This window comes from Natronolimnohabitans sp. A-GB9 (genome assembly GCF_030848565.1).
Lineage (GTDB): Archaea > Halobacteriota > Halobacteria > Halobacteriales > Natrialbaceae > Natronolimnohabitans.
Map to the genome: position 1 here is coordinate 191,123 of NZ_JAVDDV010000006.1, position 23,482 is coordinate 214,604.

General features: G+C 62.7%; 23 protein-coding genes, 1 tRNA gene and 1 pseudogene. 15 read left to right on the forward strand and 10 right to left on the reverse strand.

Annotated elements, in window-relative coordinates; genetic code table 11:
* The first annotated feature begins 51 nt into the window (after positions 1 to 51).
* Positions 52 to 1,386, forward strand: a complete 1,335-nt coding sequence (locus tag RBH26_RS10470) for an AAA family ATPase (protein ID WP_306758202.1) — start codon at positions 52 to 54, stop codon at positions 1,384 to 1,386.
* Here RBH26_RS10470 and RBH26_RS10475 read toward each other — a convergent pair.
* Both RBH26_RS10475 and RBH26_RS10480 read right to left on the reverse strand, forming a co-directional pair.
* Positions 1,310 to 2,038, reverse strand: coding sequence for a P-loop NTPase (locus RBH26_RS10475; protein ID WP_306758203.1), 729 nt, complete (start codon positions 2,036 to 2,038; stop codon positions 1,310 to 1,312). The genes RBH26_RS10470 and RBH26_RS10475 overlap by 77 nt on opposite strands.
* On the reverse strand, positions 2,035 to 2,388 hold the full coding sequence (locus RBH26_RS10480; RefSeq protein ID WP_306758204.1) for a hypothetical protein: 354 nt from the start codon (positions 2,386 to 2,388) through the stop codon (positions 2,035 to 2,037). The genes RBH26_RS10475 and RBH26_RS10480 overlap by 4 nt, the downstream gene beginning before the upstream one ends.
* 220 nt (positions 2,389 to 2,608) lie before the next feature.
* On the opposite strand from RBH26_RS10480, the gene RBH26_RS10485 reads away from it, so the two are divergent.
* Together RBH26_RS10485 and RBH26_RS10490 are read left to right on the forward strand one after the other, a co-directional pair.
* Positions 2,609 to 3,622 carry a type II glyceraldehyde-3-phosphate dehydrogenase gene (locus RBH26_RS10485; RefSeq protein ID WP_306758205.1) on the forward strand — a complete coding sequence of 338 codons (1,014 nt, stop codon included), beginning with the start codon at positions 2,609 to 2,611 and terminating at the stop codon, positions 3,620 to 3,622.
* Positions 3,623 to 3,732: 110 nt separating this feature from the next.
* Positions 3,733 to 4,134 carry an Hsp20/alpha crystallin family protein gene (locus RBH26_RS10490; RefSeq protein WP_306758206.1) on the forward strand — a complete coding sequence of 134 codons (402 nt, stop codon included), beginning with the start codon at positions 3,733 to 3,735 and terminating at the stop codon, positions 4,132 to 4,134.
* A 98-nt stretch (positions 4,135 to 4,232) separates the two neighbouring features.
* Here the strand turns inward: RBH26_RS10490 and RBH26_RS10495 are convergent, their stop codons facing one another.
* The 3 genes from RBH26_RS10495 to RBH26_RS10505 all read right to left on the reverse strand — a co-directional run bounded on the left by RBH26_RS10495 (position 4,233) and on the right by RBH26_RS10505 (position 6,266).
* Complete coding sequence (locus RBH26_RS10495) at positions 4,233 to 5,102, reverse strand: RimK family alpha-L-glutamate ligase (RefSeq protein ID WP_306758207.1); 870 nt, start codon at positions 5,100 to 5,102, stop codon at positions 4,233 to 4,235.
* A gap of 204 nt (positions 5,103 to 5,306) precedes the next feature.
* Positions 5,307 to 5,837, reverse strand: coding sequence for a 50S ribosomal protein L16 (locus RBH26_RS10500; RefSeq protein WP_306758208.1), 531 nt, complete (start codon positions 5,835 to 5,837; stop codon positions 5,307 to 5,309).
* 198 nt (positions 5,838 to 6,035) lie between these two features.
* Positions 6,036 to 6,266, reverse strand: a complete 231-nt coding sequence (locus RBH26_RS10505) for a MarR family transcriptional regulator (RefSeq protein WP_306758209.1) — start codon at positions 6,264 to 6,266, stop codon at positions 6,036 to 6,038.
* Positions 6,267 to 6,982: 716 nt separating this feature from the next.
* Here RBH26_RS10505 and RBH26_RS10510 point away from each other — a divergent pair.
* From RBH26_RS10510 to RBH26_RS10520, 3 genes are all read left to right on the forward strand, one after another.
* Complete coding sequence (locus RBH26_RS10510; protein ID WP_306758210.1) at positions 6,983 to 8,176, forward strand: CBS domain-containing protein; 1,194 nt, start codon at positions 6,983 to 6,985, stop codon at positions 8,174 to 8,176.
* A gap of 108 nt (positions 8,177 to 8,284) precedes the next feature.
* Complete coding sequence (locus RBH26_RS10515) at positions 8,285 to 9,328, forward strand: ABC transporter ATP-binding protein (RefSeq protein ID WP_306758211.1); 1,044 nt, start codon at positions 8,285 to 8,287, stop codon at positions 9,326 to 9,328.
* Entirely contained in the window at positions 9,328 to 10,125 is a 798-nt protein-coding gene (locus RBH26_RS10520; RefSeq protein WP_306758212.1) for an ABC transporter permease, read from the forward strand. Before RBH26_RS10515 ends, RBH26_RS10520 begins: the two co-directional genes overlap by 1 nt.
* 56 nt (positions 10,126 to 10,181) lie before the next feature.
* Here RBH26_RS10520 and RBH26_RS10525 read toward each other — a convergent pair.
* A pseudogene (locus tag RBH26_RS10525) lies at positions 10,182 to 10,537 on the reverse strand (NADP-dependent oxidoreductase); the annotation flags it as partial.
* An 82-nt stretch (positions 10,538 to 10,619) separates the two neighbouring features.
* Between RBH26_RS10525 and RBH26_RS10530 the strand changes: the two are divergent.
* The 6 genes from RBH26_RS10530 to RBH26_RS10555 all read left to right on the forward strand — a co-directional run bounded on the left by RBH26_RS10530 (position 10,620) and on the right by RBH26_RS10555 (position 15,946).
* Complete coding sequence (locus tag RBH26_RS10530; protein WP_306758213.1) at positions 10,620 to 11,321, forward strand: carbonic anhydrase; 702 nt, start codon at positions 10,620 to 10,622, stop codon at positions 11,319 to 11,321.
* A gap of 102 nt (positions 11,322 to 11,423) precedes the next feature.
* Complete coding sequence (locus RBH26_RS10535; RefSeq protein WP_306758214.1) at positions 11,424 to 11,642, forward strand: hypothetical protein; 219 nt, start codon at positions 11,424 to 11,426, stop codon at positions 11,640 to 11,642.
* Positions 11,643 to 11,749: 107 nt separating this feature from the next.
* Complete coding sequence (locus tag RBH26_RS10540; protein ID WP_007141040.1) at positions 11,750 to 11,944, forward strand: cold-shock protein; 195 nt, start codon at positions 11,750 to 11,752, stop codon at positions 11,942 to 11,944.
* 156 nt (positions 11,945 to 12,100) lie between these two features.
* Entirely contained in the window at positions 12,101 to 12,478 is a 378-nt protein-coding gene (locus RBH26_RS10545; protein ID WP_306758215.1) for a cupin domain-containing protein, read from the forward strand.
* A gap of 109 nt (positions 12,479 to 12,587) precedes the next feature.
* A complete protein-coding gene (locus tag RBH26_RS10550; RefSeq protein ID WP_306758216.1) occupies positions 12,588 to 13,769 on the forward strand; it encodes an NAD(P)H-dependent oxidoreductase in 1,182 nt (393 codons plus the stop codon).
* Positions 13,770 to 13,879: 110 nt separating this feature from the next.
* Complete coding sequence (locus tag RBH26_RS10555) at positions 13,880 to 15,946, forward strand: DEAD/DEAH box helicase (RefSeq protein WP_306758217.1); 2,067 nt, start codon at positions 13,880 to 13,882, stop codon at positions 15,944 to 15,946.
* 220 nt (positions 15,947 to 16,166) lie between these two features.
* Here the strand turns inward: RBH26_RS10555 and RBH26_RS10560 are convergent, their stop codons facing one another.
* On the reverse strand, positions 16,167 to 16,421 hold the full coding sequence (locus RBH26_RS10560) for a hypothetical protein (protein WP_306758218.1): 255 nt from the start codon (positions 16,419 to 16,421) through the stop codon (positions 16,167 to 16,169).
* A gap of 86 nt (positions 16,422 to 16,507) precedes the next feature.
* On the opposite strand from RBH26_RS10560, the gene RBH26_RS10565 reads away from it, so the two are divergent.
* Positions 16,508 to 16,580 (forward strand) — tRNA-Pro (locus RBH26_RS10565).
* 298 nt (positions 16,581 to 16,878) lie between these two features.
* On the opposite strand, the gene RBH26_RS10570 is transcribed toward RBH26_RS10565, so the two are convergent.
* A complete protein-coding gene (locus RBH26_RS10570; protein ID WP_306758219.1) occupies positions 16,879 to 17,055 on the reverse strand; it encodes a hypothetical protein in 177 nt (58 codons plus the stop codon).
* A 164-nt stretch (positions 17,056 to 17,219) separates the two neighbouring features.
* On the opposite strand from RBH26_RS10570, the gene RBH26_RS10575 reads away from it, so the two are divergent.
* Both RBH26_RS10575 and RBH26_RS10580 read left to right on the forward strand, forming a co-directional pair.
* Complete coding sequence (locus tag RBH26_RS10575; protein WP_306758221.1) at positions 17,220 to 17,876, forward strand: DUF502 domain-containing protein; 657 nt, start codon at positions 17,220 to 17,222, stop codon at positions 17,874 to 17,876.
* A 444-nt stretch (positions 17,877 to 18,320) separates the two neighbouring features.
* Positions 18,321 to 20,969: an ATP-binding protein gene (locus RBH26_RS10580; protein WP_306758276.1), complete on the forward strand. Its 2,649-nt coding sequence runs from the start codon at positions 18,321 to 18,323 to the stop codon at positions 20,967 to 20,969.
* Positions 20,970 to 21,027: 58 nt separating this feature from the next.
* On the opposite strand, the gene RBH26_RS10585 is transcribed toward RBH26_RS10580, so the two are convergent.
* Both RBH26_RS10585 and thrC read right to left on the reverse strand, forming a co-directional pair.
* Complete coding sequence (locus RBH26_RS10585) at positions 21,028 to 21,927, reverse strand: transcription initiation factor IIB family protein (protein ID WP_306758222.1); 900 nt, start codon at positions 21,925 to 21,927, stop codon at positions 21,028 to 21,030.
* 210 nt (positions 21,928 to 22,137) lie between these two features.
* Positions 22,138 to 23,403, reverse strand: a complete 1,266-nt coding sequence (gene thrC, locus RBH26_RS10590) for a threonine synthase (RefSeq protein ID WP_306758223.1) — start codon at positions 23,401 to 23,403, stop codon at positions 22,138 to 22,140.
* Positions 23,404 to 23,482: the final 79 nt, after the last annotated feature.

Sequence of the window (23,482 nt, forward strand, 5' to 3'; positions counted from 1 at the left end):
TCGTGATTCCCGTGCCCACGTTCAAATGGAAAGCCGAGGCTCACTCGAGCCATGATCGCAATCGCCGGTGTGAAAGGTGGCTGTGGCAAAACGACGACGACACTCGCACTCGCCGAGGCGTTCGGCCGTACTGGGACACCCGTCATCGCAGTCGATGCCGACCGACAGCTGCCGAACCTCCACGTCAGGGCCGGGATCGATCGCCGACCGACGCTTGCGGCAGTCACCGACGACGACGTCCGCCGAGTCGCCCAACGGAAGCCGGAGTCGACGAACGTCGACGTGTTGCCGGCACCGACCGCCGACGAACGGGTCGACGTGGCGTCGGCCATCGAGACGTTCGACCTGGACTCGACACAGGTGATACTCGACTGCCCGTCGGGTGCAGGTCCCGATGCCGTCGACCCGATCTCGGTCGCCGATGCGGTGATCGTCGTGACGACCGACGACGAGCGAAGTCTCGAGGGCGCCGAGACGACCATCGAGATGGCCACGCGTCTCGGAACGCCGATCCTCGGTACCGTCGTCACGCAGTGTGGGGCCGTCCCCGACGACGTCCGTTCGTGGCTCGACGTCCCGGTCCTCGGCCGACTCCCCGACGCCGACGCGCCGCTGTCGAACGCGGACGTCCGGGACGCCGCCGACGAGGTCGTCCGGACGCTTCGTCGAAGAAACGCGACGGCTCGGACGCTACCGGGGTCGGCCGACGAACTGCTGGCCACCGGGATCGACGCCCTCGACCGTCGACTCGGCGGCGTCTCGCCGGGAACCGTCGTCGCGCTGACGGCCGACCCGGCCAGCCAGGCCGAACAGCTCCTGTATCAGGCGACTGCACCACGCGGGACGCTCTACGTTACGACCCGCCGGTCGGCACGGAACGTCGAGCGCGCACTCGAGTCGTCGACGCTTCCGACCGGCGCCCCGACAGTCAGACGCCTCAATCGAACGGACCCGCTCGCGCAGCTACGGACGATGCTCGAGAAACTCCCCGACGGCGCGACGCTGGTCGTCGACGCGATGACGACGCTCGAACGCTGTGACGAAGACGACTACGCCGGGTTCGTCGACGCGCTCGAAGACCGGATCGTCGCGACCGGAAGCGTCGCGTTTCTCTACTGTCCAAACCGCGATTCCCCGCCGTCGAATCGCCCGCTTACGACCCACTTCGCGGACGTCGTCCTCGACCTCGAGACGGTCGTTCCCGAGACTGGAGCGGCCGTCGAACACTACCTTTCGGTGCCGAAACACCGCGCTAACTGTGGGTTTTCGGAAACGATCGAACTCGCCTTCGACGGCGCGTCGGACGCAGTTACCGTTCCCGAGACGAACGAGCAGTCGTCTCGCCAGTCCGATCAGTGTGCCCTCGAGCCCGATTCGAGTGACTGACCGCTCGAGCGACTGCGGCAAACGACTCGACAGCCGGTGAGTCCGGTGCGATTTCGCCGACGGATCGCCACCGTGACTGGGCCTCGTCGACGGCCGAGCACTCGCCGACGACGGTCGCCGAGGTTCCGAACCGCCTTTCGATACGACTCGCGAGTTCCTCGTGGTCTGCGTGGTCGGCCCGATTGAGGACGACCGACGCGATCGGTGTCTCCAGATCGGCTGCGACGCGAGACGTCCGGACGGCGTCGACGAGTGCGGCCTCGTCCGGCGTCGTGACGAGGACCGCCTGCCGGGCCGTCTCGAGAACGGCTCCGACGTCTCCTGCAAGACCGGCGGGACAGTCGATCACGATCCGGTCGTACTCCCGCTCGAGGCGGTCGACGACGCGGCTCAGTTCGGAAAGTGCCGACGCGCGAGCGCCGGCTAGGGTTCGTCCACACGGAAGATAGCGAACCGTCCCGATCCGTTCGACGGCAGCCGTCGGTTCGGCGCGGCCGGCAAGCACGTCGTGGAGGTCGGGACCCCTCCCGGGCGGGAGATCCGCGGCCGTGAGATCGCCGTCGACGACGACCGCCTCGAGTTCAGCGCCCAGATTCAGTGCCGTCGTCGACTTGCCGACGCCGCCCTTGCCCCCGGTTACCGCGACGATCATCGCCCAGACCAGACGACCTCGGCCGTCGGTTTCCACGTCTCGAGGTCGGTACCGACCTCCAGTCGGTCGAGCGATTCGTCGTCGGCTCGCCGGGTGTCGACGACCGCGACCGGTGTGTCGACTGGCGGAGCCGGACTGGCGAACCCGATACCGCGGGTGCGACCGGGACGGACGATCCCCGTCCAGACGTCACCGTCCCACTCGCGGGCCTCCTGTTTTGGCGCCAGGGTCGGTCCCTCGAGACGACTCCGAAGCCGAACCCGTTGTGGTGTCGACTGCGTGTTCGTGACGAGCCCCCGGACGAGCGTCGTGGTATCGTGTCTCTCACACGTCGCGTCCACGTCGACCATGCCGCGTCTCGTGCTCGATGACTGATAAACGTCGACCTCGAGTCGGCTTCGTGTCCGGAGACCGGGTGCCGTGTGGCGAACCGCCGACGATGACGGTCGATTCGGCCCACGATCGACGTATAGATCGATGCGGAAATCCGCGTAAAACTCTCCTCTGAGTTAAAATCGATCGAAAAGCCTCGAAACGGTTATCCCCCTCGGTAGTAGAGTCCCGAACAGAATGATTCAGGTCGCGATCAACGGCTACGGTACGATCGGCAAACGCGTCGCGGACGCCGTTCGACAGCAACCGGATATGGAGGTCCTCGGTGTCGCCAAGACCCGTCCCAACTTCGAAGCCGAAACGGCCCTCGACAAGGGGTTCCCGCTCTACGCTGCGATCGAAGAGCGCGCAGACCAGTTCGAGGAGGCCGGCCTCGAGATCGCTGGTCCGGTCGAAGACCTCGTCGACGAGGCCGACATCGTCGTCGACGCCACGCCCTCCGGCATCGGCGCGGAGAACAAGTCGATGTACGAGGAGTACGACACGCCGGCGCTCTACCAGGGCGGTGAGGACGCCGACCTCGTCGACGTCAGTTTCAACGCGCGTTCGAACTTCGAAGACGCGACTGGCGCCGATCACGTCCGTGTCGTCTCCTGTAACACGACCGGACTCTCGCGGGTCATCGCGCCGCTTCGTGAGGCCTACGGCGTCGAAAAGGTCCGTGCGACGCTCGTTCGTCGTGGCGGTGACCCCGGCCAGACCTCCCGCGGACCGATCAACGACATCCTGCCGAACCCGGTCACCATCCCCTCCCACCACGGTCCCGACGTCGAGACGATCTTCGACGATCTGGACATCGACACGCTCGGGATGAAGGTGCCCGCGACGCTGATGCACATGCACAGCCTGAACGTCACGCTCGAGGAGGAGGTCGATGCCGCCGAGGTTCGCGACCTGTTCGCCGACGAGTCGCGTCTGTTCATGATCCCCGAACGGATGTCGATCGACGGCAGCGGCAAACTCAAAGAGTACGCGATGGACGCCGGCCGCCCGCGGGGCGACATCTGGGAGAACTGCATCTGGGAGGAGTCGATCTCGACGGTCGGTCGCGACCTCTATCTCTTCCAGGGAATCCACCAGGAGTCCGACGTCGTGCCGGAGAACATCGACGCGATCCGGGCGGTGCTCGGCGAGGCCGACGCCGAAGAGAGCATCGAGACGACGAACGAGACGATGGGCGTCGGGCTGTAACGAGGCGACTGAACGGTCACGATCGGTGACCCCTCTTTCTTCGATTTCGACCGCCGGGAACAACTAGTGACGACAGAAAGTTTTTGGCTCGCCACCCACTATCTCCTCGCATGCGCCGAGACGACCGCGACGAACCCTTCGACGACCTGTTCCGCGAAATCGAGCGAATGATGAACGAGATGATGAACGGGGCAGACGCGAACGTCGACTTCTCCGCCTCGAGCGACGTCGATAACGGCTTCGGGATGGACACTCACGTCGACATCCACGAGACCGACGACGAGGTCCGCGTCGTCGCCGACCTCCCGGGCGTCGAGAAGGACAACATCGAACTCGAATGTGACGGCAAGACCCTGACGATCTCCGCCTCGAGCGACCACCGTCAGTACGACGAACGCGTCTCCCTGCCCCAGCGCGTCAACGAACACACCGCTTCCGCGACCTACAACAACGGCGTCCTCGAGGTCGTCTTCGAGCCCGCAGAGCAGTCCTCGGGTATCAGCCTCGAGTAACGTAGCCGTCGCGGTCGACGTATCGCCTCCGTTTTTCGGCAGTGGTTTCGACTCGACGGGCCCCTTTCTGTCTCGAGAGACGAACCCGTTCGAACCGGTTACTGGTGTCGGGCGTGAATCGCGTCTACCAGTCGATCGTAGAAGTCGGGTTCGTACTTCGTCGCCTGGTCGATCGTCGGCCGGGCGTTGGTCTCGTTGACGACGACGCCGTCGTCCGTCTCGAGGAGGTCGACACCGACGAACGGAATCTCGAGTTCGCCGGCGACCCGCTCGGCCAGGCGGCGCCACTCCGAGGGGAGTTCGACCCCGGTCGCCTCCGCACCGCGGTGAACGTTGTGTTTCCACTGACCCTCTCGGACCGCTTCGTCGGGTAGCCGGCGCTCGACCGCGCCGACGTACTCGCCTTCGAGGACCATCACCCGGTAATCGGTCGCGTTCGGGAGATACTCCTGGACGAGAAACGATCGGTCGCCGGTCGCCCGGTAGTCGTGGACCAGCGAGAGATAATCACAGATCCCGAGAAAGGAGTCGACGTCGTGGGCTTTCGCGACGCCAACGCCGCGGGTCGTCGAGTTCGGCTTGATTACGACCGGCGGCTCGAACCGGTCGAAGACGGCAGCCAACTCGTCTTCCGAGACCTCGTTCGAGACGTATACGGACTTCGGGACCGGCAGATCGGCCCGCTCGAGTCGCGCCAGCACCTCGGCTTTGTTCCGCGAGGTGAGCACCGTCTCGTGGTCGTTGAGCCACGGAATATCGAGGACGGCGTCGGCGACCCCACCTTCCATGAGCCGGCCGGGGTAGACGAAGCCGACGTCATACTCGTCGCCATCCCACGGGGCGTCCGATCCGAGGGGGACGACACGCTCGCTTGCGGGCACGTGATGGACACGGACGCCGCGCTCGGCCAGCGGCTCGCGCATTCGCTGGAACGTCTGTGTGTCGTTTGCGACCGCGAGATCGATCATACTGGAGACTCGAGTGTAGATCGGTAAAAAGGTGGTACGTAGCATCGCTCTCGAGCGATCGTGTAACTGCATGCACCGCTGGGGAGAGAGCAGGCTGAGCGTGGTCCAGACCGAAACCGGGCGGACCCTCGCTTTCGCTTTGTTTCGATTCTCGAGTACGAGAGAGCGACGCTCTCTCGAACGAGAGCGTAGAAACAGTGTGTTTTACGCGATCAGCTTCTCTTCGCCCTTCTCGACGACGACACGGCACGGCGGCGAGATCTTGTTGTAGGAGCGACGGAGCGCTTCCTTGGCGTGGTCGGCGTCGTCGACGTCACACCAGATCGTGAAGATACGTTCGCCGGCGTCGATACGGGCCGCGGTGCCGACGATCTTCCCGAAGGCCTGGCGCATCCCGTCGGAGACACGGTCTGCACCCGCACCCGTCGCCTGCTTGTTCTCACGGATGACGTGGTGGGGGAACTTCCGGAGGATCATCTTGTAGTTGCCCTCGCCGGCGTTTTTCAGCATGTGACGGTTTGCCGACAGCCGGGAGGCCTCGAGCGATCCGTGGCGGATCTGGACCTCTTCCTCGGTGACGAGGCTGATCTGGATGGGGTAGTCTTCGGGATCGGCGCTGAGGTCGCCCATCTTGTGCTGTGCGATCTTCGAACCCGGGATGCCGGTGATGTATTCGCGTCGCGTGTAGGCCGGCTTACTGATCTCCCGGTACATTGAGGCAGGTTTGTCGGACATGGTTGTGATTACTTACGAAAACGCAGGCCTACCGTGCGGATAAAGCCTTCGAAGCACGCCCTCGAGTCGGTGGGCACGGCGTCGGTGTGTCTTCGGATCACAGTCGTCGCTACTCGAGACGACATTCACAGAATTGGACGATGAGACGACAACTCGGCGGTTACCGGCGACGGCGCGCTGACTGCGAAAACGAGCGATTCAGTTGCTCAGAACGTACGTTCCATCGTCGGACTCGACCAGGTCCTGGCTCGAGAGTGAGGTGCAGATGCTCAGGATCGTGATCTTCTTCAGCGCCAGGAGATCACCGAGTTCTTCGGCCGTGGCGCCACCGGTCGCCTCGAGACACAGGTAGACGAGTTTCCCCTGTGGGGAGTTGATTTCGGTTGGGAGTTGACGGATCGCGGTGTCTGTCTGGGTCTGTTCCATCATTGTACTAACATAATCGACGATCTGCCGTATAAATCTATGGTGGAGTGAATGTATATTAGCTAGTGTATACCCATGGCATTATATCTCTAGAGTCAGCGTCTCACGATCGATGTCGATCGCATCGACAGCGACGATTTCGGCGTATCGATACGATACGGGGCAAACGCATCCGAATTCAAAACCATATCCGAGTTGATGTGATTCGTCAAGGCGATCGGACGGAGTCGAGTTCAGGTCGAACACAGTCCGATTCGGGACTGCTAATCTTCAGTGATGATTGTGATGGTTTAGCCACTCGAGAGGCGTATAATGTGTATTAACACCGGTTCCGGTTTCGATGACGACGTGACCGATACTTCGAAGACGATCCCCTGTACTGATTTTCCGGTAGAGCCGGACCGGTCTACGGTGACGCCGATTGATACTGTTGGACAGCACTATTCGACGATCGGTCGCGGGACTGCGGCCGTCCCGGAGTGATCGGGGATCGGTTTGCATACTCGGTTCGGACGTGGTGGCTCGAGTCCCCGGATTCGAATAGCGTCCCGACGTAGCCAAGATGCAGAAGTGATGCAGACCACTCAGGGTGACGGCCGCGAGTTCGCGACCGACGGGTCACTGACTGCTGTCCGACAGTATACGAGACCACCCCCACGGCGGGCGTTGGCGGTGGTTTCGTCGGCGTGTTTAAGGTTCTCCCACGGCTACCATGAGGCATGATGAAGAGTTTCCGTATCGGGTCCCTGTTCGGGATTCCGATCAAACTCGACCTCACGTTCTTGTTGATCCTCCCGGTGTTTGCGTATATCATCGGGGCGCAGATCGAGCCGGTCATCGAGATCCTCAACGTGACGATGGCCGCCGGAATCGACGTCGACGCACTCACCGCCGAATGGTGGATCCCCTATCTCGTTGGATTGGCCGCCGCGATCGGACTGTTCGTCGGCGTCGTCCTCCACGAACTGGGTCACTCGCTGACGGCCCAACGCTACGGGTTCCCGATCGACTCGATCACCCTGTGGCTGCTCGGGGGCATCGCCGCGCTCACGGAGATGCCCGAGGACTGGAAACAGGAACTGAACATCGCCATCGCCGGCCCGATCGTCTCCGTTCTCGTCGGTGTGGTATCCTACGCCCTCTTCGTCGTCACCCCGGAGGCGTTCAACGGGACTCGCTTCGTTCTCGGCTATCTCGCAATCCTGAACGTCGCACTCGCGATTTTCAACATGATCCCGGCGTTCCCGATGGACGGTGGTCGGATCCTGCGTGCGCTGCTCGCGCGCAATCAGCCGTACGCGAAAGCGACCCAGCAGGCCGCCAGCATCGGGAAGATGTTTGCACTCTTCATGGGGCTGTTCGGACTGATCGGACTCAACATCATTCTCATCGCCGTCGCCTTCTTCGTCTACATTGCCGCCTCGAGTGAGGCCCAGCAGGTGACGATGAAGGCCGCCTTCCAGGATGTTACCGTCAGCGACATCATGACGCCGGCCGGCGATCTCCACACTATCGAGCCCGACGCGACTGTCTCAAAGCTGATCCAGCGGATGTTCTCCGAGCGCCACACGGGGTATCCGGTCATCGAACGCGACGGCTTCGGCGACGAGCGACTCGTCGGATTGGTTACCTTAGAGGACGCCCGAGAGATCGATCCTGTCGAGCGCGACGCTTACACGGTCGAAGAGGTGATGACGACCGACCTCGAGACGATCGAACCCGACTCCGATGCGATGGCCGCGATCGAACGAATGCAGCAAAACGGCATCGGACGACTGCTCGTCGTCGAGAACGGCGACCTCGTGGGACTGATCTCACGAACGGACCTGATGACGGCCCTCGATATCGTCCAGCAAAGCGGCGGCTCGGTGACGCTGACCGAACAGCCACAGCCGACGCGACAGATGGGGTGACGGAGTGACGGACAACAGCCCTGTCCGAGACACGTTCGAACGGCATCGCTCGTCGGGTCGGTTCCGACTCCGACATCGTTAACCGCGGCCGGGGCTGACTCCCGGCCGATGCCACCGGCCATCGAGACCGTCGATCTCGTGAAGGAGTACGGCGACTTGCGCGCCCTGCAGGAACTGTCGTTGACCGTCGAAGAGGGCGAGTTCTTCGGCCTGCTCGGTCCCAACGGTGCGGGCAAGACGACGTTTATCAACACGTTGGTCGGCCTCGTCCGCAAGACCGGCGGCGAGGCGCGAGTCTTCGGCCACGACGTCGAAAGCGAGTACCAGGAGGCTCGTGACGCGATCGGGCTCGCCCCACAGGAGTTCAACGTCGACCGATTCTTCCCCATCAAAGAGGTCCTCCAGCACAAGGCCGGCTATCACGGTGTTCCAGAGGCAGAGGCCGAAAAACGGGCCGACGAGGTTCTCAAACGCGTCGGTATCTACGACAAGCGCAACGAGCGCTTCGACTGGCTCTCCGGCGGGATGAAACGCCGGCTCCTGCTCGCGCGGGCGCTCGTCACCGACCCCGACCTGCTGATCCTGGACGAACCAACAGCAGGAGTCGACGTCCAGCTTCGCCACGACCTCTGGGAACTCGTCACCGAACTCAACGACGAGGGGACGACGATCCTCCTCACGACACACTACATCGAGGAGGCCGAACGGCTCTGTGACCGGGTCGCGATCATGAACGAGGGCCGAAAGGTCACCGTCGCGACGCCCGACGAACTGAAAGAACGCGGGACCGATACGATCTCGGTGCGTCTGGAGTCGTCTGTCTCCACGTCAGTCGCCGCCGACCTCGAGACTGACCTCGACGCGTACGCACACGAGGTGTCGACGGCCGGCGACACCCTCGAGGTACGCGTCGACGACGGCGGTTCGACCGCGCCGCGACTGCTCAACGACCTCGAGGCGAGGGGGTACGAGATCGCCGATCTCGAGATCTCGCGAACCTCGCTCGAGGAGATCTTCGTCGACATGACCAGAAGCGAGGATCGAACGGTGACCCGCTCGTCGGCCTCGAGCGCCGACGAGGGGACGGACACGGACACAGACACGGGGGCCGACGATGGCGCCGTCGAGACCGAACAGGAGGGGGTCGCCTGATGCTCTCGGTCGGTTTCCGTGCGCTGTTTCGGCGCGAAGTGTTGCGGTTCGTCCGACGGCCCAAGAACACGTTCATGCCGCCGGCGATCACGAACGTGCTCTACTTCGCCGTCTTCGGCGTCATCTTGGGCGGTCGGATCGACGAACCCGTCGAAGGGATCGGCTACATCCTCTTTCTGATCCCCGGACTCGTAGTGCTGGGAACGATCTCGAATGCCTTCGAGAACGCCTCCTTTTCGATCTTCCACGGACGGTGGAACGAGTACATCCACGAGACGCTGACCTCGCCGCTGTCGTACGCCGAAATGGTCGTCGCCTACGTCGGCGCCAGCGCCGTCCGCGGCCTGATCGTCGGTGTGATCGTCGCCATCGTCGGCCGGCTGTTCGTTCCGATCAGTGTCGAGAACGGTCTCTTCCTCGTCGCCACGATGGTCGTCATCGCCGCGCTCTTTGCTGGCTTCGGGATCATCGGCGGACTCGTCGCTCGAGACTTCGACGATCTGACGGTGATGAACCAGTTCATCCTGCGCCCGCTCGTGTTCTTCGGGGCCGTCTTCTACTCGCTGACGATGCTGGACACGATCTGGCAGTACGTCTCGCTGCTCAACCCGATGGTCTACATGGTCGACAGCGTCCGGTACGGCCTGCTCGGCTACTCTGATATGCACCACGTCGCACCGGCGGGCTACGCCGAGTTCGCACCGTATGCCTCACTCGCGATCCTCTCGCTGCTGACTGCCGTCGTCATCGCGATCGACGTCTACCTGTTCAAGATCGGCTACGGGTTGACCGACTAAATCGATTCGAACCCGGCTGTAGGATCTACGGCCGTCTCCCGCCCTTTGCTTTTCCCCTATGCCTCGTAGTCGTCGACTTTTACCAGCTGCTTGCCGATATTTTCTCCCTCGAACAGCCTGAGGAACGCGTCAGGTACGTTCTCGAAGCCCTCGACGACGTGCTCGCGATACTGCAGCTTCCCTTCTCGGATGAACCGCGAGAGGCGCTCGAGCGCCTCGCCCCACTGACTCTCGTAATCGACGACGAGGAACCCCTCGACTGTCGCGCGTGTTTCGATGAGTTTCTCGAGCTTTCGCGGCCCGGTCGGCGTCTCGGTTGCATTGTACAGCGCGATCTGGCCGCAGACGGCGACGCGAGCGCGTTCGTTCAATTGTGGTCAGACGGCGTCCGTGATCCGATCGGCCCACGAACACGCGAGACGATCAGTGTCGCGCCGGTCGGGAAACTTCCAATATCGGAATTACTTTTAACGATAGTTGCTGTACGTCGGCGTATGAGCGCCGACCACGACACGCTCGAGACGCTGCTCGCGGGCAACGAACGCCACGTCGACGGGCTCCCCGAGGACTACTTCGCGGACGTACAGGCCGGCCAGCATCCCGACGTCGTCACAGTCTGCTGTTCGGACTCCCGCGTTCCACAGGAGCGGATGTGGGGCGTCGACGACCCGGGTACGGTGTTTACGCCAAGTAATATCGGCAACCAGGTCTGGGACGACGACGAGGGCGAGCAGATCGTCGACGGCGGTATGCTCTACCCGATCCACCACGCCGGTACCGACGTCGCGGCCGTCGTCGGTCACACCGGCTGTGGGGCAGTCACCGCCGCCTACCAGGTCGCAACCGGCAGTGAGCTCCCCGGTCCGCAGGGCGTCGACAAGTGGGTCGAGATGCTCGTTCCCGTCGTCGAGGAGGCTCTCGAAAGCGACCTCGTCGACGCCGACGCCGACGAAGAGACAGTGATTAACCAACTCGTCGAGTACAACGTCGACCGCCAGGCACGGTTCCTCCGTGAGTCCGACGACGTCCCGGAGGACGTCGACGTCTACGGCTTCGTCTATGACTTCCAGGGAATCTATGGCAACGAACACGGCCGGACGTATCTGGTCAACGTCAACGGCGAGACCGACCCCGACGCGATCGCCGACCTGATCCCCGAGGAGTACGAGACGGCGACCGACAGCCTGCTCTACTGATACGGATCGACAGCAGACCGTACGACGGTCGAGAGACGCCTTCCGAATCGCATCGCGTCGCCACCCGGTACCGTTTTGTCACTTGCAGCAAAAGGCACGCGCATGCGGGACGTACTCGAGTCCGACACGGGGTTTTACTACGCGATCGGCCTGTTCACGATCGCGGTGTTTCTCGGCGCGATCGCGGTGCTCGCTTTAGCCACTCCGGGCGGCGTCGGCGTGGTCGAACTCGGTGGTCTCGTCGTCGGCTTCTTTCTATTCATGCTCGTCTACTTCGTCTCGATCTCGGTCTACCGCCTCGAGGACCGAGCGGACCGCTGACCCCGTTCGTTCGAAGAAACGACCGTCATGGACCGTCTGAACCCACATATCGGCATCTGAAACGAGTCGCAGGTTTTATACGTAACGCGCGCCTCTCTTTAGAGGCAATGGCGCAAGGCACCGTTGATTTCTTCAACGACACTGGCGGTTACGGTTTCATCGAGACTGAGGACGCGGACGAGGACGTCTTCTTCCACATGGAAGACATCGGCGGCCCGGACCTCGAGGAAGGACAGGAGCTCGAGTTCGACATCGAGCAGGCCCCCAAGGGCCCGCGCGCGACGAACGTCGAGCGCCTGTAAGGCGAATTCACAGCGGTATCGGCACTTGATTGCAGTATTTTACGACTCCTGAGCGGCAGTGCTACTGTCGTTGTATCTCTTCGCCCGACTGCGGCGTGCCCTGTAACCGACCCACGGACCCGGACCGTTTTGAGGACTCGGCACCGACTCGAGGGTATGAGCGAGACCGAACCACGGCCACTGATCCGATCGAGCGACGAGATCGAGTACGAAGCCGTCGACGCTGCCGACGGCCTCGAGAAAGGCGTCCTCATCAGCGACGACCACGGCGCGCCGAACTTCGCCATCCGGCGGTTCACTCTCGAGCCCGGCGCCGAGGTGCCCGAACACACAAACGCGGTCGAACACGAGCAGTACGTCCTCGAGGGCGAGTATACGGTCGGCATCGAGGACGAGGAGTACGAGGTCGAGTCGGGTGATTCCCTGCTGATTCCCGCGGGAACGGTTCACTGGTATCGAAACGAGGGCGACGAGCCGGGCGCGTTCCTCTGTGCGGTCCCCAACGGTGACGACGAGATCGAACTGGTCGACTGAGACGGACAGCCGTCAGTACGAACGCGCCGGATTGCGGACTGACCGACCGTTTCAGTGACCGCAGCCACGGACCAGCTATTTCCCGTCGATCGTCGAGCCGGCCGACAGCGTGAACGTCCTGGTCATCCTGGGCCATCCGCGAACGGACAGCTACTGCGGGGCGCTGGCAGCGGCCTACGCCGACGGGGCTCGCGAGACCGGCGTCGACGTCCGCGAACTCGCGGTCGGCGACTGCGAGTTCGATCCCGACGTCCACACCGCCTGTCCGAGCGACCAGCCACTCGAGTCCGATCTGCAGGCGGCACAGGCGGACATCGAGTGGGCCGATCACCTCGTGTTCGTCTACCCGAACTGGTGGGCGACGATGCCCGCCGTGCTCAAGGGCTTTTTCGACCGGGTGTTCGAACCCGGTTTCGCCTTCGTCGAGTACGAGGAGGGTGAGGGCGCGGGCCACGAGGGATTGTTAGACGGCAAGACGGCCGAACTGATCGTCACGATGGACATGCCGCCGTGGGTCTACCGCTGGATCTACCGCCAGCCTGGCACCAACGCCGTCAAACGCGGGACGTTGGGGTACGTTGGCGTGCGGACGACGAACGTGACGACGCTGGGTCCGATCGAAGACTCGTCGTTCGAGCGACGCCAAGAGTGGCTCGCGGACGTTCGAGATCTCGGCCGACGCCTCGAGACCGGACCGGAGTCGACCCGGCAGCGGGTCACACACAAGGTGACGGCGTGGCTGGGCGCGCTCAGACTCCAGTTTTACCCGATGGCCTGGCTCGCCTACACGATCCCGCCGCTGAAACTGTCGTATCGGACGCTCGGGGAGCTGACCGTCGCCTGGACACACAGCATTGGCGCCATCCTGGTCGGCTTCGTTGCCGCCGGCGGCTCGTGGCAGACGCCGGAGCCGTGGCTGCTCGGGCTTCCGTTCCTGCTTGCCGTGGTCCCGTCGATCACGCTGGCGGGCGTTCCCGACGTCGCGGCCGATCGAAACGCCGGCAAGCGGACGATCGCCGTCCGATTCGGCGTCGACACCGCCGCGCGGTTTGCGATGGCTACCGCAGTGCTAGCCGCCGTGACGGGAATCTGCTGGGTGTTGTTGGACGTCGTATCCAACGCCTATGGACCCGCGATCGTCCTGAGTATCTTCCACGCGCTCGGTCTCGGTTGGTTAGTTCGCGACCGGCTCGTGGGTGCAAACGGTCCCCAGCGGATCGACGGCCTGATGGTCGCCTCGCTGAGCTACATCACCTGGTTTGCTCTCGTTCCCCTACTCGAGTTGCTGTAGTACCGATAGCCGGTTGCGACAGCGACTTCGAGCCGAGCGTATAGATGCACGTTACCCCACAGTAAACGAAGTCCGAATCGCTCAAGTACGCCACGCTGCTATCTGTGTTCGTGTCGAAGCAGGTCCAGCAGGTCGAGACGATCTTTTGTCACGGGACCGGCGACGACTACCTCGTCGTCGTCGAGCGTGACGGCAAACGGCTGTTCCGGGCGAAGCTCGGGCTCTCGGAGACCTCCGCGGGCCCGCGCCCGTCGAAGTTCCGACTGAAAGACGGCTCGAGTGAAGAGCCTCGCCAGCCCGACGAGTTCGTCGAACTCGCTCGTCGTGCCAAACGGATCCGCATCTCCGAGCAGACCGCACCCGAAAAGCGACGCGAACTTACGGAGATGTTCGCGGGCTACCAGCTCGACGAGAAGGCCAAGGCCGTCCGGACCTGTCGCTACTGTGCCTCGGCGGGTCGCTATTCGCCGATCACGACCGAGACTGCTGTCAAGGACGACGAAGACTGGATCTGTCAGGACTGTGCCCGCCAAGAACTCGAGCGCCAGCTTACCTACTCCGGCAGCGGCCAGGTGACCGGCGCGGCAAAAGAACGCCTCGAGGAGCTCATGCTCGAGGTTCAGGACTTAGAACGGATCGTCAACCTCCTCCAGGGCCAACTCGACCCCGATCTGACGAAGTTCGATACCATCTCGGCGACGACCGACGAGGTCGATCCCGTTCGGGTGGACTCGTTGAATCTGCATCCCGGCTTGCAGGGACTGCTCGAGGACCGGTTCGAGACGCTGTTGCCGGTCCAGAGTCTGGCAGTCGAGAACGGACTGTTCGATGGCGACGATCAGATGGTCGTCTCGGCGACGGCAACAGGGAAGACGCTCGTCGGCGAGATGACGGGGATCAACCGCGTCTTAAACGGGAACGGGAAGATGCTCTTTCTCGTCCCGCTCGTCGCGCTGGCAAACCAGAAGTACGAGGACTTTCAGGACGAGTACGGTCATCTCGTCGACGTCTCGATCCGGGTGGGTGCGAGTCGGATTACGGACAACGGCAACCAGTTCGACCCCAACGCAGACGTTATCGTCGGTACCTACGAGGGGATCGACCACGCGTTGCGGACGGGCAAGGATATGGGCGACATCGGGACCGTCGTCATCGACGAGGTCCACACGCTCAAAGAAGAGGAGCGTGGCCACCGACTCGACGGCCTCATCTCGCGGCTGAAATACACCTGCGAGCAGCGCGCGAAACGACGCGACGACTATGGAGGTGCCCAGTGGATCTACCTCTCCGCGACCGTCGGCAACCCCGAGCAGTTGGCCCAGGCTCTCGAGTCGAAACTGATCGAGTTCGAGGAGCGACCGGTCCCCATCGAACGCCACGTCACGTTCGCCGACGGCCAGGAGAAAGTCCGCATCGAGAACAAACTCGTCAAACGCGAGTTCGACACCGAGTCCTCGAAGGGGTATCGCGGGCAGACGATCATCTTCACGAACTCCCGCAGGCGGTGTCACGAGATCAGTCGGAAACTGGATTACTCCGCGGCCCCGTATCACGCCGGCTTAGACTACAAACGCCGGAAACAGGTCGAACGCCAGTTCGGCGAGCAGGAACTGTCGGCCGTCGTGACGACCGCCGCGCTGGCAGCAGGGGTCGACTTCCCCGCCTCCCAGGTCGTCTTCGACTCGCTGGCGATGGGGATCGAGTGGCTCTCCGTCCAGGAGTTCCACCAGATGCTCGGCCGCGCGGGCCGGCCTGACTACCACGACAAAGGCAAGGTGTACGTCCTCGTCGAACCCGACTGTGCCTACCACAACTCGATGGAGATGACCGAAGACGAGGTCGCGTTCAAACTGCTCAAAGGCGAAATGGAGTCGGTGATGACCCACTACGACGAGGGCGCCGCCGTCGAGGAGACCCTCGCGAACGTTACGGTCGGCGGGAAAGCCGCCAAGGCGCTCAACGACCGGATGCTCGGCGACGTCCCGACGAAACACGCCATCGGCAAACTCCTCGAGTACGACTTTATCGACGGCTTCGAACCAACCCCACTGGGACAGGTCGTAACCCAGCACTTCCTAGAGCCCGGCGAGGCGTTTGCCCTCGTCGACGGCATCCGAAAGGACGCCCATCCCTACGAACTCGTCGCCGATATCGAACTGCGTGACGCGGATCTGTGATACGGATTGCTGTACCGATTTCCCGGCGTAACCGCCGCCCGGGTCGCGGTTACGCCGGCAATGACGTACAGTAAACCGTATGAGACGGTCGTCCGGTTCGTACACCCCCTGGGGCGGCTCTCGAGCATCGACGCTTGTGCGTACTTCTCGTTCGATCCGTCGCGTTACGAAGAACACATCGTCTCGATGTTCATACGGTCTCCTGTCGTCCCGCAGTAGTTCACGGGACGAAAGCGATCCCGAGCACCGCGAGCACGATGACCGCGATCGCGCCGAGGATACCGCCGAGGGCGACGATCAGGAGCACGACGGGTGTGATCGCGATCGAGAGGCCGAACACGGCATGGCCCAGAAACAACACCAGAAGGCCGGCGATCGCGTTGACGATGAAGGGGGTAAGCGCCCGGACGAGGGTGGCAGCGATCAGCACGCCCACGAGAACGAGGACCAACAGCAGGATCTCGATGCCTGTCATGTATCCCGGCGGTTTCACACCGACCGACAAAACCGTTCGGTCCGTAACGAAACGTTTTAAGAGTTGCACCCAGTAGGAGTGAGTACGGGATCGTGGGTTAGCTTGGTATACTCCGGGCCTTGGGTGCCCGTGACCCCGGTTCAAATCCGGGCGATCCCATATTACTGTCGCGAACAAACTCGCAAGCGGCAGCCGTCGGAAAGATTCGGATCTGCGCTAGGCCAGAGGCTCTCGGCGTGGTTCGAATCCGGCCGGCCCTATTATCATAACTCGGACACTCTCGACGCTTTCCGTCGATCGCTTTCGTACCACTTTGACGGACAGCGGCCCGTGTGACTCCGACGTTTACAGACGATCTGTGCGGATCGGCGATGCGCGCCCCGCAGCTGCTGTCGTCAGTGCCGACACAGTCGTGACTGCCTGCGATCGAACCGGAACGTCGGTAGCGGAGCGCGTATCAGGTCTGGTATTGTAGATTTCGATCGGATCGTTCCTCCGAGCGTTCGACCCCGGTTCCGTTCTGAAGTTCGCGGTACGTCGAGCAGTCCGGACAGCCGTTGACCGCGCCGTCGACACCGAAGACGCGAACGAAGTCACGCGTCACGTACCCGCCACAGTTGCTGCAGGTTGGCATGAACCATGACAGTATCGTGACTACCTACCAATAAATGTATGGACGAGTAGTGACGCGCTCTCGTTTTGCCGATCGCCCGCGGCGATTCGAGGTGGTCGACGCCGTCCGTGCTGGCGGTCCATGCAAGCCGAAGGGCTTCGGAAGCACACCATCTCCCAGTATCCATGCCACGTTCTCGAGGCGGGATTCGACCGCTTCTCAAGCGCTGGCTCATCAACGGGATCGCGCTGACGATTCCGCTGGTGATTACGCTTCTCGTGTTGATCGTCGTCGTGGATTTCGTCCTCGGAATCTTGGATCCGATCGTTCGTGGGGCGATCTACGTCTGGCCCAACGATCCGCCGACCGCCGTCGTTCAGTCGGTGACGCTGCTGTCGTTGCTCGGGTTTTTCCTGCTGGTTGGGATCGTGGCCGAGTACACGCCCGGCCGGTACATCTCGAGGCGGGTCCACGCGACGATGGAGACGGTTCCCGGCGTCAGCGCCATTTACGAGAGCGTTCGCCGGGCCAGCAAACTGTTGCTCGACGACGACACGGACCAGTTCCAGGACGTCAAGCTCGTCGAGTTCCCCCACCGTGACGCGTACATGCTCGGCTTTCTCACCGCGGAGACGCCGCCGATCGTCGAAGAGCGTCTCGACGATGGCCCGATGGTGACGATCATGATTCCATTGGGCCCGAACCCGACGACCAACGGATTCGTCATCCACATACCCGCCGAACGCGTCCACGACGTCGATATCACCGTCGAGGAAGCCATTCGCTCGATCGCGACGCTTGGGGTCGCCTCCGACGACCTTGGAGACGATACCTCCTCGTGAGTGTTTCCCACCAGACTACCGTCTCAACTGCTATCCATTCCGATTTCCGTACTTTCGTCGTTCGATACCAAAACAGATTGGCCATAGGTACATAATTGTGGACCTCGATTCTCGAGTCGTGGCCACGCGAACACGGAATACAGGAATCCGGCGTGTGTCTCCGGCGTGAATCGCCGGAGCCGTTCGAACGGACGGCGTCTCGTGGCCTCTTGCAGTCCGTTCGGTTTCTCGGTGCTTCCCTCGAGTGACTCGTCAGCGGTGAGCGACGCGTACTCGACGACCGACCCGCTGGACCTCGAGGTCGACAGAGCAGCCGGACTGCTGTCCCGATCTCCCGTCGATCGCCACACGGGGTCGGCGATCGGCGGGCAACGACGACAGACCGTCTCAGTTTCGGGCCGCTTTGCCCACATTTATACCTCGTGGCGCCCCTACGACAGTGCAATGGCGCAAGCGGGCAATTCTGAACTCGTCGACGCGTTCGAGCAGTTCTTCCGCAACTACTACGACAACGAGATCAAGCAGCTTGCGCAGCGATACCCCAACGAACAGCGTTCGCTTCACGTCGACTGGCAGGATCTCTACCGATACGATCCGGACCTCGCCGACGACTTCCTGAACCAGCCCGAACAGCTCCAGCGCTACGCCGAGGAAGCGCTGCGACTGTACGACCTTCCGATCGACGTCAGCCTGGGCCAGGCACACGTCCGGGTTCGAAACCTCCCGGAGACCGAGTCCCCCGAGATCCGGGAGATCCGTGCCCACGACATGAACTCGCTCGTCCAGGTCCGGGGCATCGTCCGGAAGGCCACCGACGTCCGTCCGAAGATCGAGGAGGCCGCCTTCGAGTGCCAGCTCTGTGGCACCTTGACGCGGGTTCCCCAATCGAGTGGTGACTTCCAGGAGCCCCACGAGTGTCAAGGCTGTGAGCGCCAGGGTCCCTTCCGCGTCAACTTCGATCAGTCCGAGTTCGTCGACGCCCAGAAGCTCCGTATCCAGGAGAGCCCCGAGGGCCTGCGCGGCGGGGAGACCCCACAGTCTCTCGACGTCCACGTCGAGGACGACATTACCGGCGAGGTCACTCCCGGCGACCACGTCTCCGCCACCGGCGTGCTCCGCCTCGAGCAACAGACCGACGGGCAGGAGAAATCCCCCGTCTTCGACTTCTACATGGAGGGGATGTCCGTCGACATCGACGAAGAGCAGTTCGAAGACATGGACATCACCGACGAGGACAAAGCGGAGATCGTCCGTCTGTCCTCGAGCGACGACATCTACGAGCGGATGGTCGGTTCCATCGCACCCTCCATCTACGGCTACGAGCAGGAGAAACTCGCGATGATCCTCCAGCTGTTCTCGGGGGTCACAAAGGAGTTACCCGACGGCTCGAGGATCCGCGGGGACCTGCATATGCTGCTTATCGGGGATCCGGGTACCGGTAAGTGCGTTCACGGAGACACGAAGGTCACTCTCGCGGATGGCCGTGACGTCCCGATTCGCGATATCGTCGAATCGAATCTCGACGATCCGAAACCGATCGATGACGGCTGGTACGACGAGATCGACCTCGAAGTGCCGTCGCTGCACGACGACGGATCGATCGCTTCACAGCGGGCGACCAAGGTCTGGAAGCGTGAGGCTCCAGATCGGATGTATCAGGTTCGGACCTCGAGCGGTCGCGAACTCGAGACGACGCCGTCGCATCCGCTGTTCGTTCGTGATTCCATGTCCTTCCAACCCGTTCGTGCCGACGACCTCTCGGTCGGTGATCGAGTCGCTATTACACCGACGGAGACGGACTCGACTGGACAGCCAGGGGAGGAAACGAACCCTGTCTTCGCTGACGGTGGAACAGCGATGGCAACCGGAACCGTCGATATCGACCGGATCACTTCGATCGAAACCCTCGAACCCGACTACGACTGGGTGTACGACCTCGAGATCAAAGGGACGCACAACTACGTTTCCAATAGCATCATCTCGCATAACTCCCAGATGCTGGGATACATTCAGAACATCGCACCTCGTTCTGTATACACGTCCGGTAAGGGTAGCAGCTCGGCCGGGCTTACCGCGGCTGCGGTTCGCGACGACTTCGGCGACGGTCAGCAGTGGACCCTCGAGGCCGGCGCACTCGTCCTCGCCGACCAAGGAATTGCGGCGGTGGACGAACTCGACAAAATGCGCAGTGAGGACCGCTCGGCCATGCACGAGGCCTTAGAGCAACAGAAGATCTCGGTCTCCAAGGCAGGAATTAACGCCACCCTCAAGTCCCGCTGTTCGCTGCTGGGTGCAGCGAACCCCAAGTACGGCCGCTTCGACCACTACGAACCAATCAGCGAGCAGATCGATTTAGAGCCCGCCCTGATCTCGCGGTTCGATCTGATCTTTACGGTCACCGACCAGCCAGACGAGGAGAAAGACAAGAACCTCGCCGAACACATCATCACCACCAACTACGCGGGCGAGTTGACGACCCAGCGCGAGCAGATGAACCAACCCGACGTCAGCGAGAGCGAGATCGACGAGATGACCGACCAGGTCGATCCCGAGATCGATGCCGATCTGTTGCGCAAGTACATCGCCTACGCGAAACAGAACTGCCACCCACGGATGACCGAGGAGGCCCGCAACGCGATCCGGGATTTCTACGTCGACTTGCGCTCCCAGGGGACCGACGAGGACGCCGCGGTCCCGGTCACTGCACGAAAACTCGAGGCGCTCGTCCGCCTCTCGGAGGCAAGCGCCCGCGTGCGGCTGTCGGATACGGTCGAACGACACGACGCCGAGCGGGTCATCGAGATCGTCCGGTCGTGTCTGCAAGACATCGGCGTCGACCCCGAAACCGGTGAGTTCGACGCGGACATCGTCGAGGCCGGCACCTCGAAGTCACAGCGCGACCGGATCAAGAACCTAAAACAGCTGATCAGCGACATCGAAGAGGAGTACGACGAGGGGGCGCCGGTCGATATCGTCCTCGATCGGGCCGAAGAGGTCGGGATGGATCAGTCAAAGGCCGAACACGAGATCGAGAAACTCAAACAGAAAGGCGAGGTCTACGAGCCGAGTACGGACTCCCTTCGAACGACCTGACTTCGGGTCGACGGTTCGCCGACGAAACCGTCCGACACCCTCGAGTCACACTGTCGAGCTACAGTTCTTTCAGATTCGTCACCGTCGACCGAATCGTCACAGGTGCGACGTCTGCGACGTCGGCTGCGGCGGCCTGTGTGACCGTCGGCCACTCCTCGCGCTCGCCGGCAGCTTTGTAGAGACAGGCGGCGGCGACCCCGCTGGGGTTGCGACCACCGATGAGACCCTCCTGAAGGAGGACCGAGACGTGTTCCCGGGCTCGTTTTTCGACGGCCGTCTCGAGGTCGAGTTTCGAGGCGTACCGTGGCAGATACTGCGTCGGATCGATCGGACCCGTCGGAAGCCCAAGCTCGCGGTTGAGTGCGTCGTAGGCGACGGTGAGTTCGTCGTCGTCAGCGCGGGCGACAGCAGTGATCTCTTCGATCGTCCGAGCGATCGACCGCGTTCGACAGGTCGCATACAGCGACGCGGCGGCGAACCCCTCGAGCGAGCGGCCCTGTAACAGTCCCTCGGACTGGGCCGACTCGAAGAGGGCACAGGACTGTTCGCGAACGGAGTCGGGCAGCGAGAGTAACGCGTTGATGCGTCGAATCTCGGCGAAGCCATAAACCTGATTCCGCTCGACTTTCGAGGAGATCTGTGAACGGTTGTGCTCGCGGCGAAGGCGGGCGATCTGGCGCCGTTTCCGACCGGTGAGACGGGATTCGTAGGCATCGCTCGAGCCGGAGCCGTAGCCGATCTTCGTCGAGAGCCCGCGATCGTGTCGCGACCGCGTCAGCGGTGCGCCGGTCCGGCGCCGATCGGTCTCGTCGTCGTCGAACGACCGCCACTCCGGGCCACGATCGATCGCGTCTTCGGCAGAAACGAGTCCACAATCCTCACAGACCGTCTCGGTACCTCTGGTCCGTAATCTACCCTCACATTCGGGACAGACTGGCGTCGAGTCGGGACTAGCCATCGGTAATTACTCTCCCACAACGAGTTGTGGGTCGTGATAGTATTTAAGATATTGGGTAATAGTTAGAAATTAACAACGAGTTCATCGCAATACGCCGCGTTCGAACGTTACAAAGCATTCCCGGACGGACGCGGCGACTACGCATACTCGTTCTGTCCGGCAGTATTAGAAACCCAGTCGAGAAGCGACCGTCGTTCGCCCGAAGACGGACTACTCCTGGAGGTGCTCGAGAACGCCCTCAGTATCGGCCGGCACCGGTTCGGGATCGCTTCCCGCCGCAGCGGCGGCGTCGGGGTCTTTGAGCAAGTGGCCGGTCGTCAGGCAGGCGACGCGTTCGTCGTCGTCGACGATGCCGTCGGCTCGAAGCTTTCGCAGTCCGGCGACGGAGGCGGCGGAGGCGGGTTCGACGCCGATCCCTTCGCCGGCCAGATCGCGCTGGGCCTCGGTGATCTCCTCGTCGGAGACCGAAACGGCGGTGCCACCGGTTTCGCGGATTCCTGGCAGGGCTTTCGGTGCGTTGACGGGGTTGCCGATCCGGATCGCCGTCGCGCGCGTCTCGACGTCGTCCCAGCGCCGGACCTCGTCAGCGCCGTTCTCGATCGCTTCGACCATCGGCGCCGCGCCGTCGGCCTGAACGCCGGTCAGTTTGGGCACGTCTTCCGCCTCGAGTGCGCCTGCCTGGACGAGTTCGCGAAACGCCTTGTACAGCGCCGAGGTGTTGCCCGCGTTCCCGACTGGAAGGACGATCCGGTCGGGAACGGTGTCGTAGTCCGCGAGAAAGCCCTCGAGGATCTCGAGGCCGATCGTCTTCTGGCCTTCGAGCCGGAACGGGTTCAGCGAGTTCAACAGGTACGCCTCGCCACGTCCGGCCAGTTCCTGGACGATATCGAGGCAGGCGTCGAAGTTGCCGTCGACCTCGAGGATGCGGGCGCCGTGGAGGCTGGCCTGGGCGATCTTCCCTGCGGCGACCTTTCCTGCGGGAAGCAAGACGAGCGTCTCCATCCCGCCGCGGGAGCCGTAGGCGGCCAGCGCGGCGCTCGTGTTACCAGTCGAGGCACAGGCCAGACGGCCGACGCCGAGTTCTTTGGCGACTTTGACGCCGACGGTCATCCCGCGGTCTTTGAACGAGCCCGTCGGGTTCATCCCCTCGTGTTTGATTCGCAGTGCTTCGACGCCGATGTCGTCTTCGAGACGGGGGACTTCATACAGCGGCGTGGCACCTTCCTGAATCGAGACGCCCGCATCGAACGGCAGCGCGTCGGCGTACCGCCAGACGCCTTGCCCTTCGCCCTCGAAATCGTCGAACGTCGGCAGATCGGCGTAGCGGACTTCGAGCAGGCCGCCACACTCGTCACAGGTATATCGGACGTCGTCGAAGGGAGCGAACGTTTCGCCACACTCGATACACTCGAGCCAGACGCCGTCGTCGGCGACGGCCGGGACGGCCGGCTGATCAGCAGAGAGGCTGAGACTCATTGTCGGTCGAGAGGGAGGCAAGGGAGAAAAAGGACGTGGGTTCCGCCTCCATGGGTGATCGAAAACCCGCTGTGTCGAC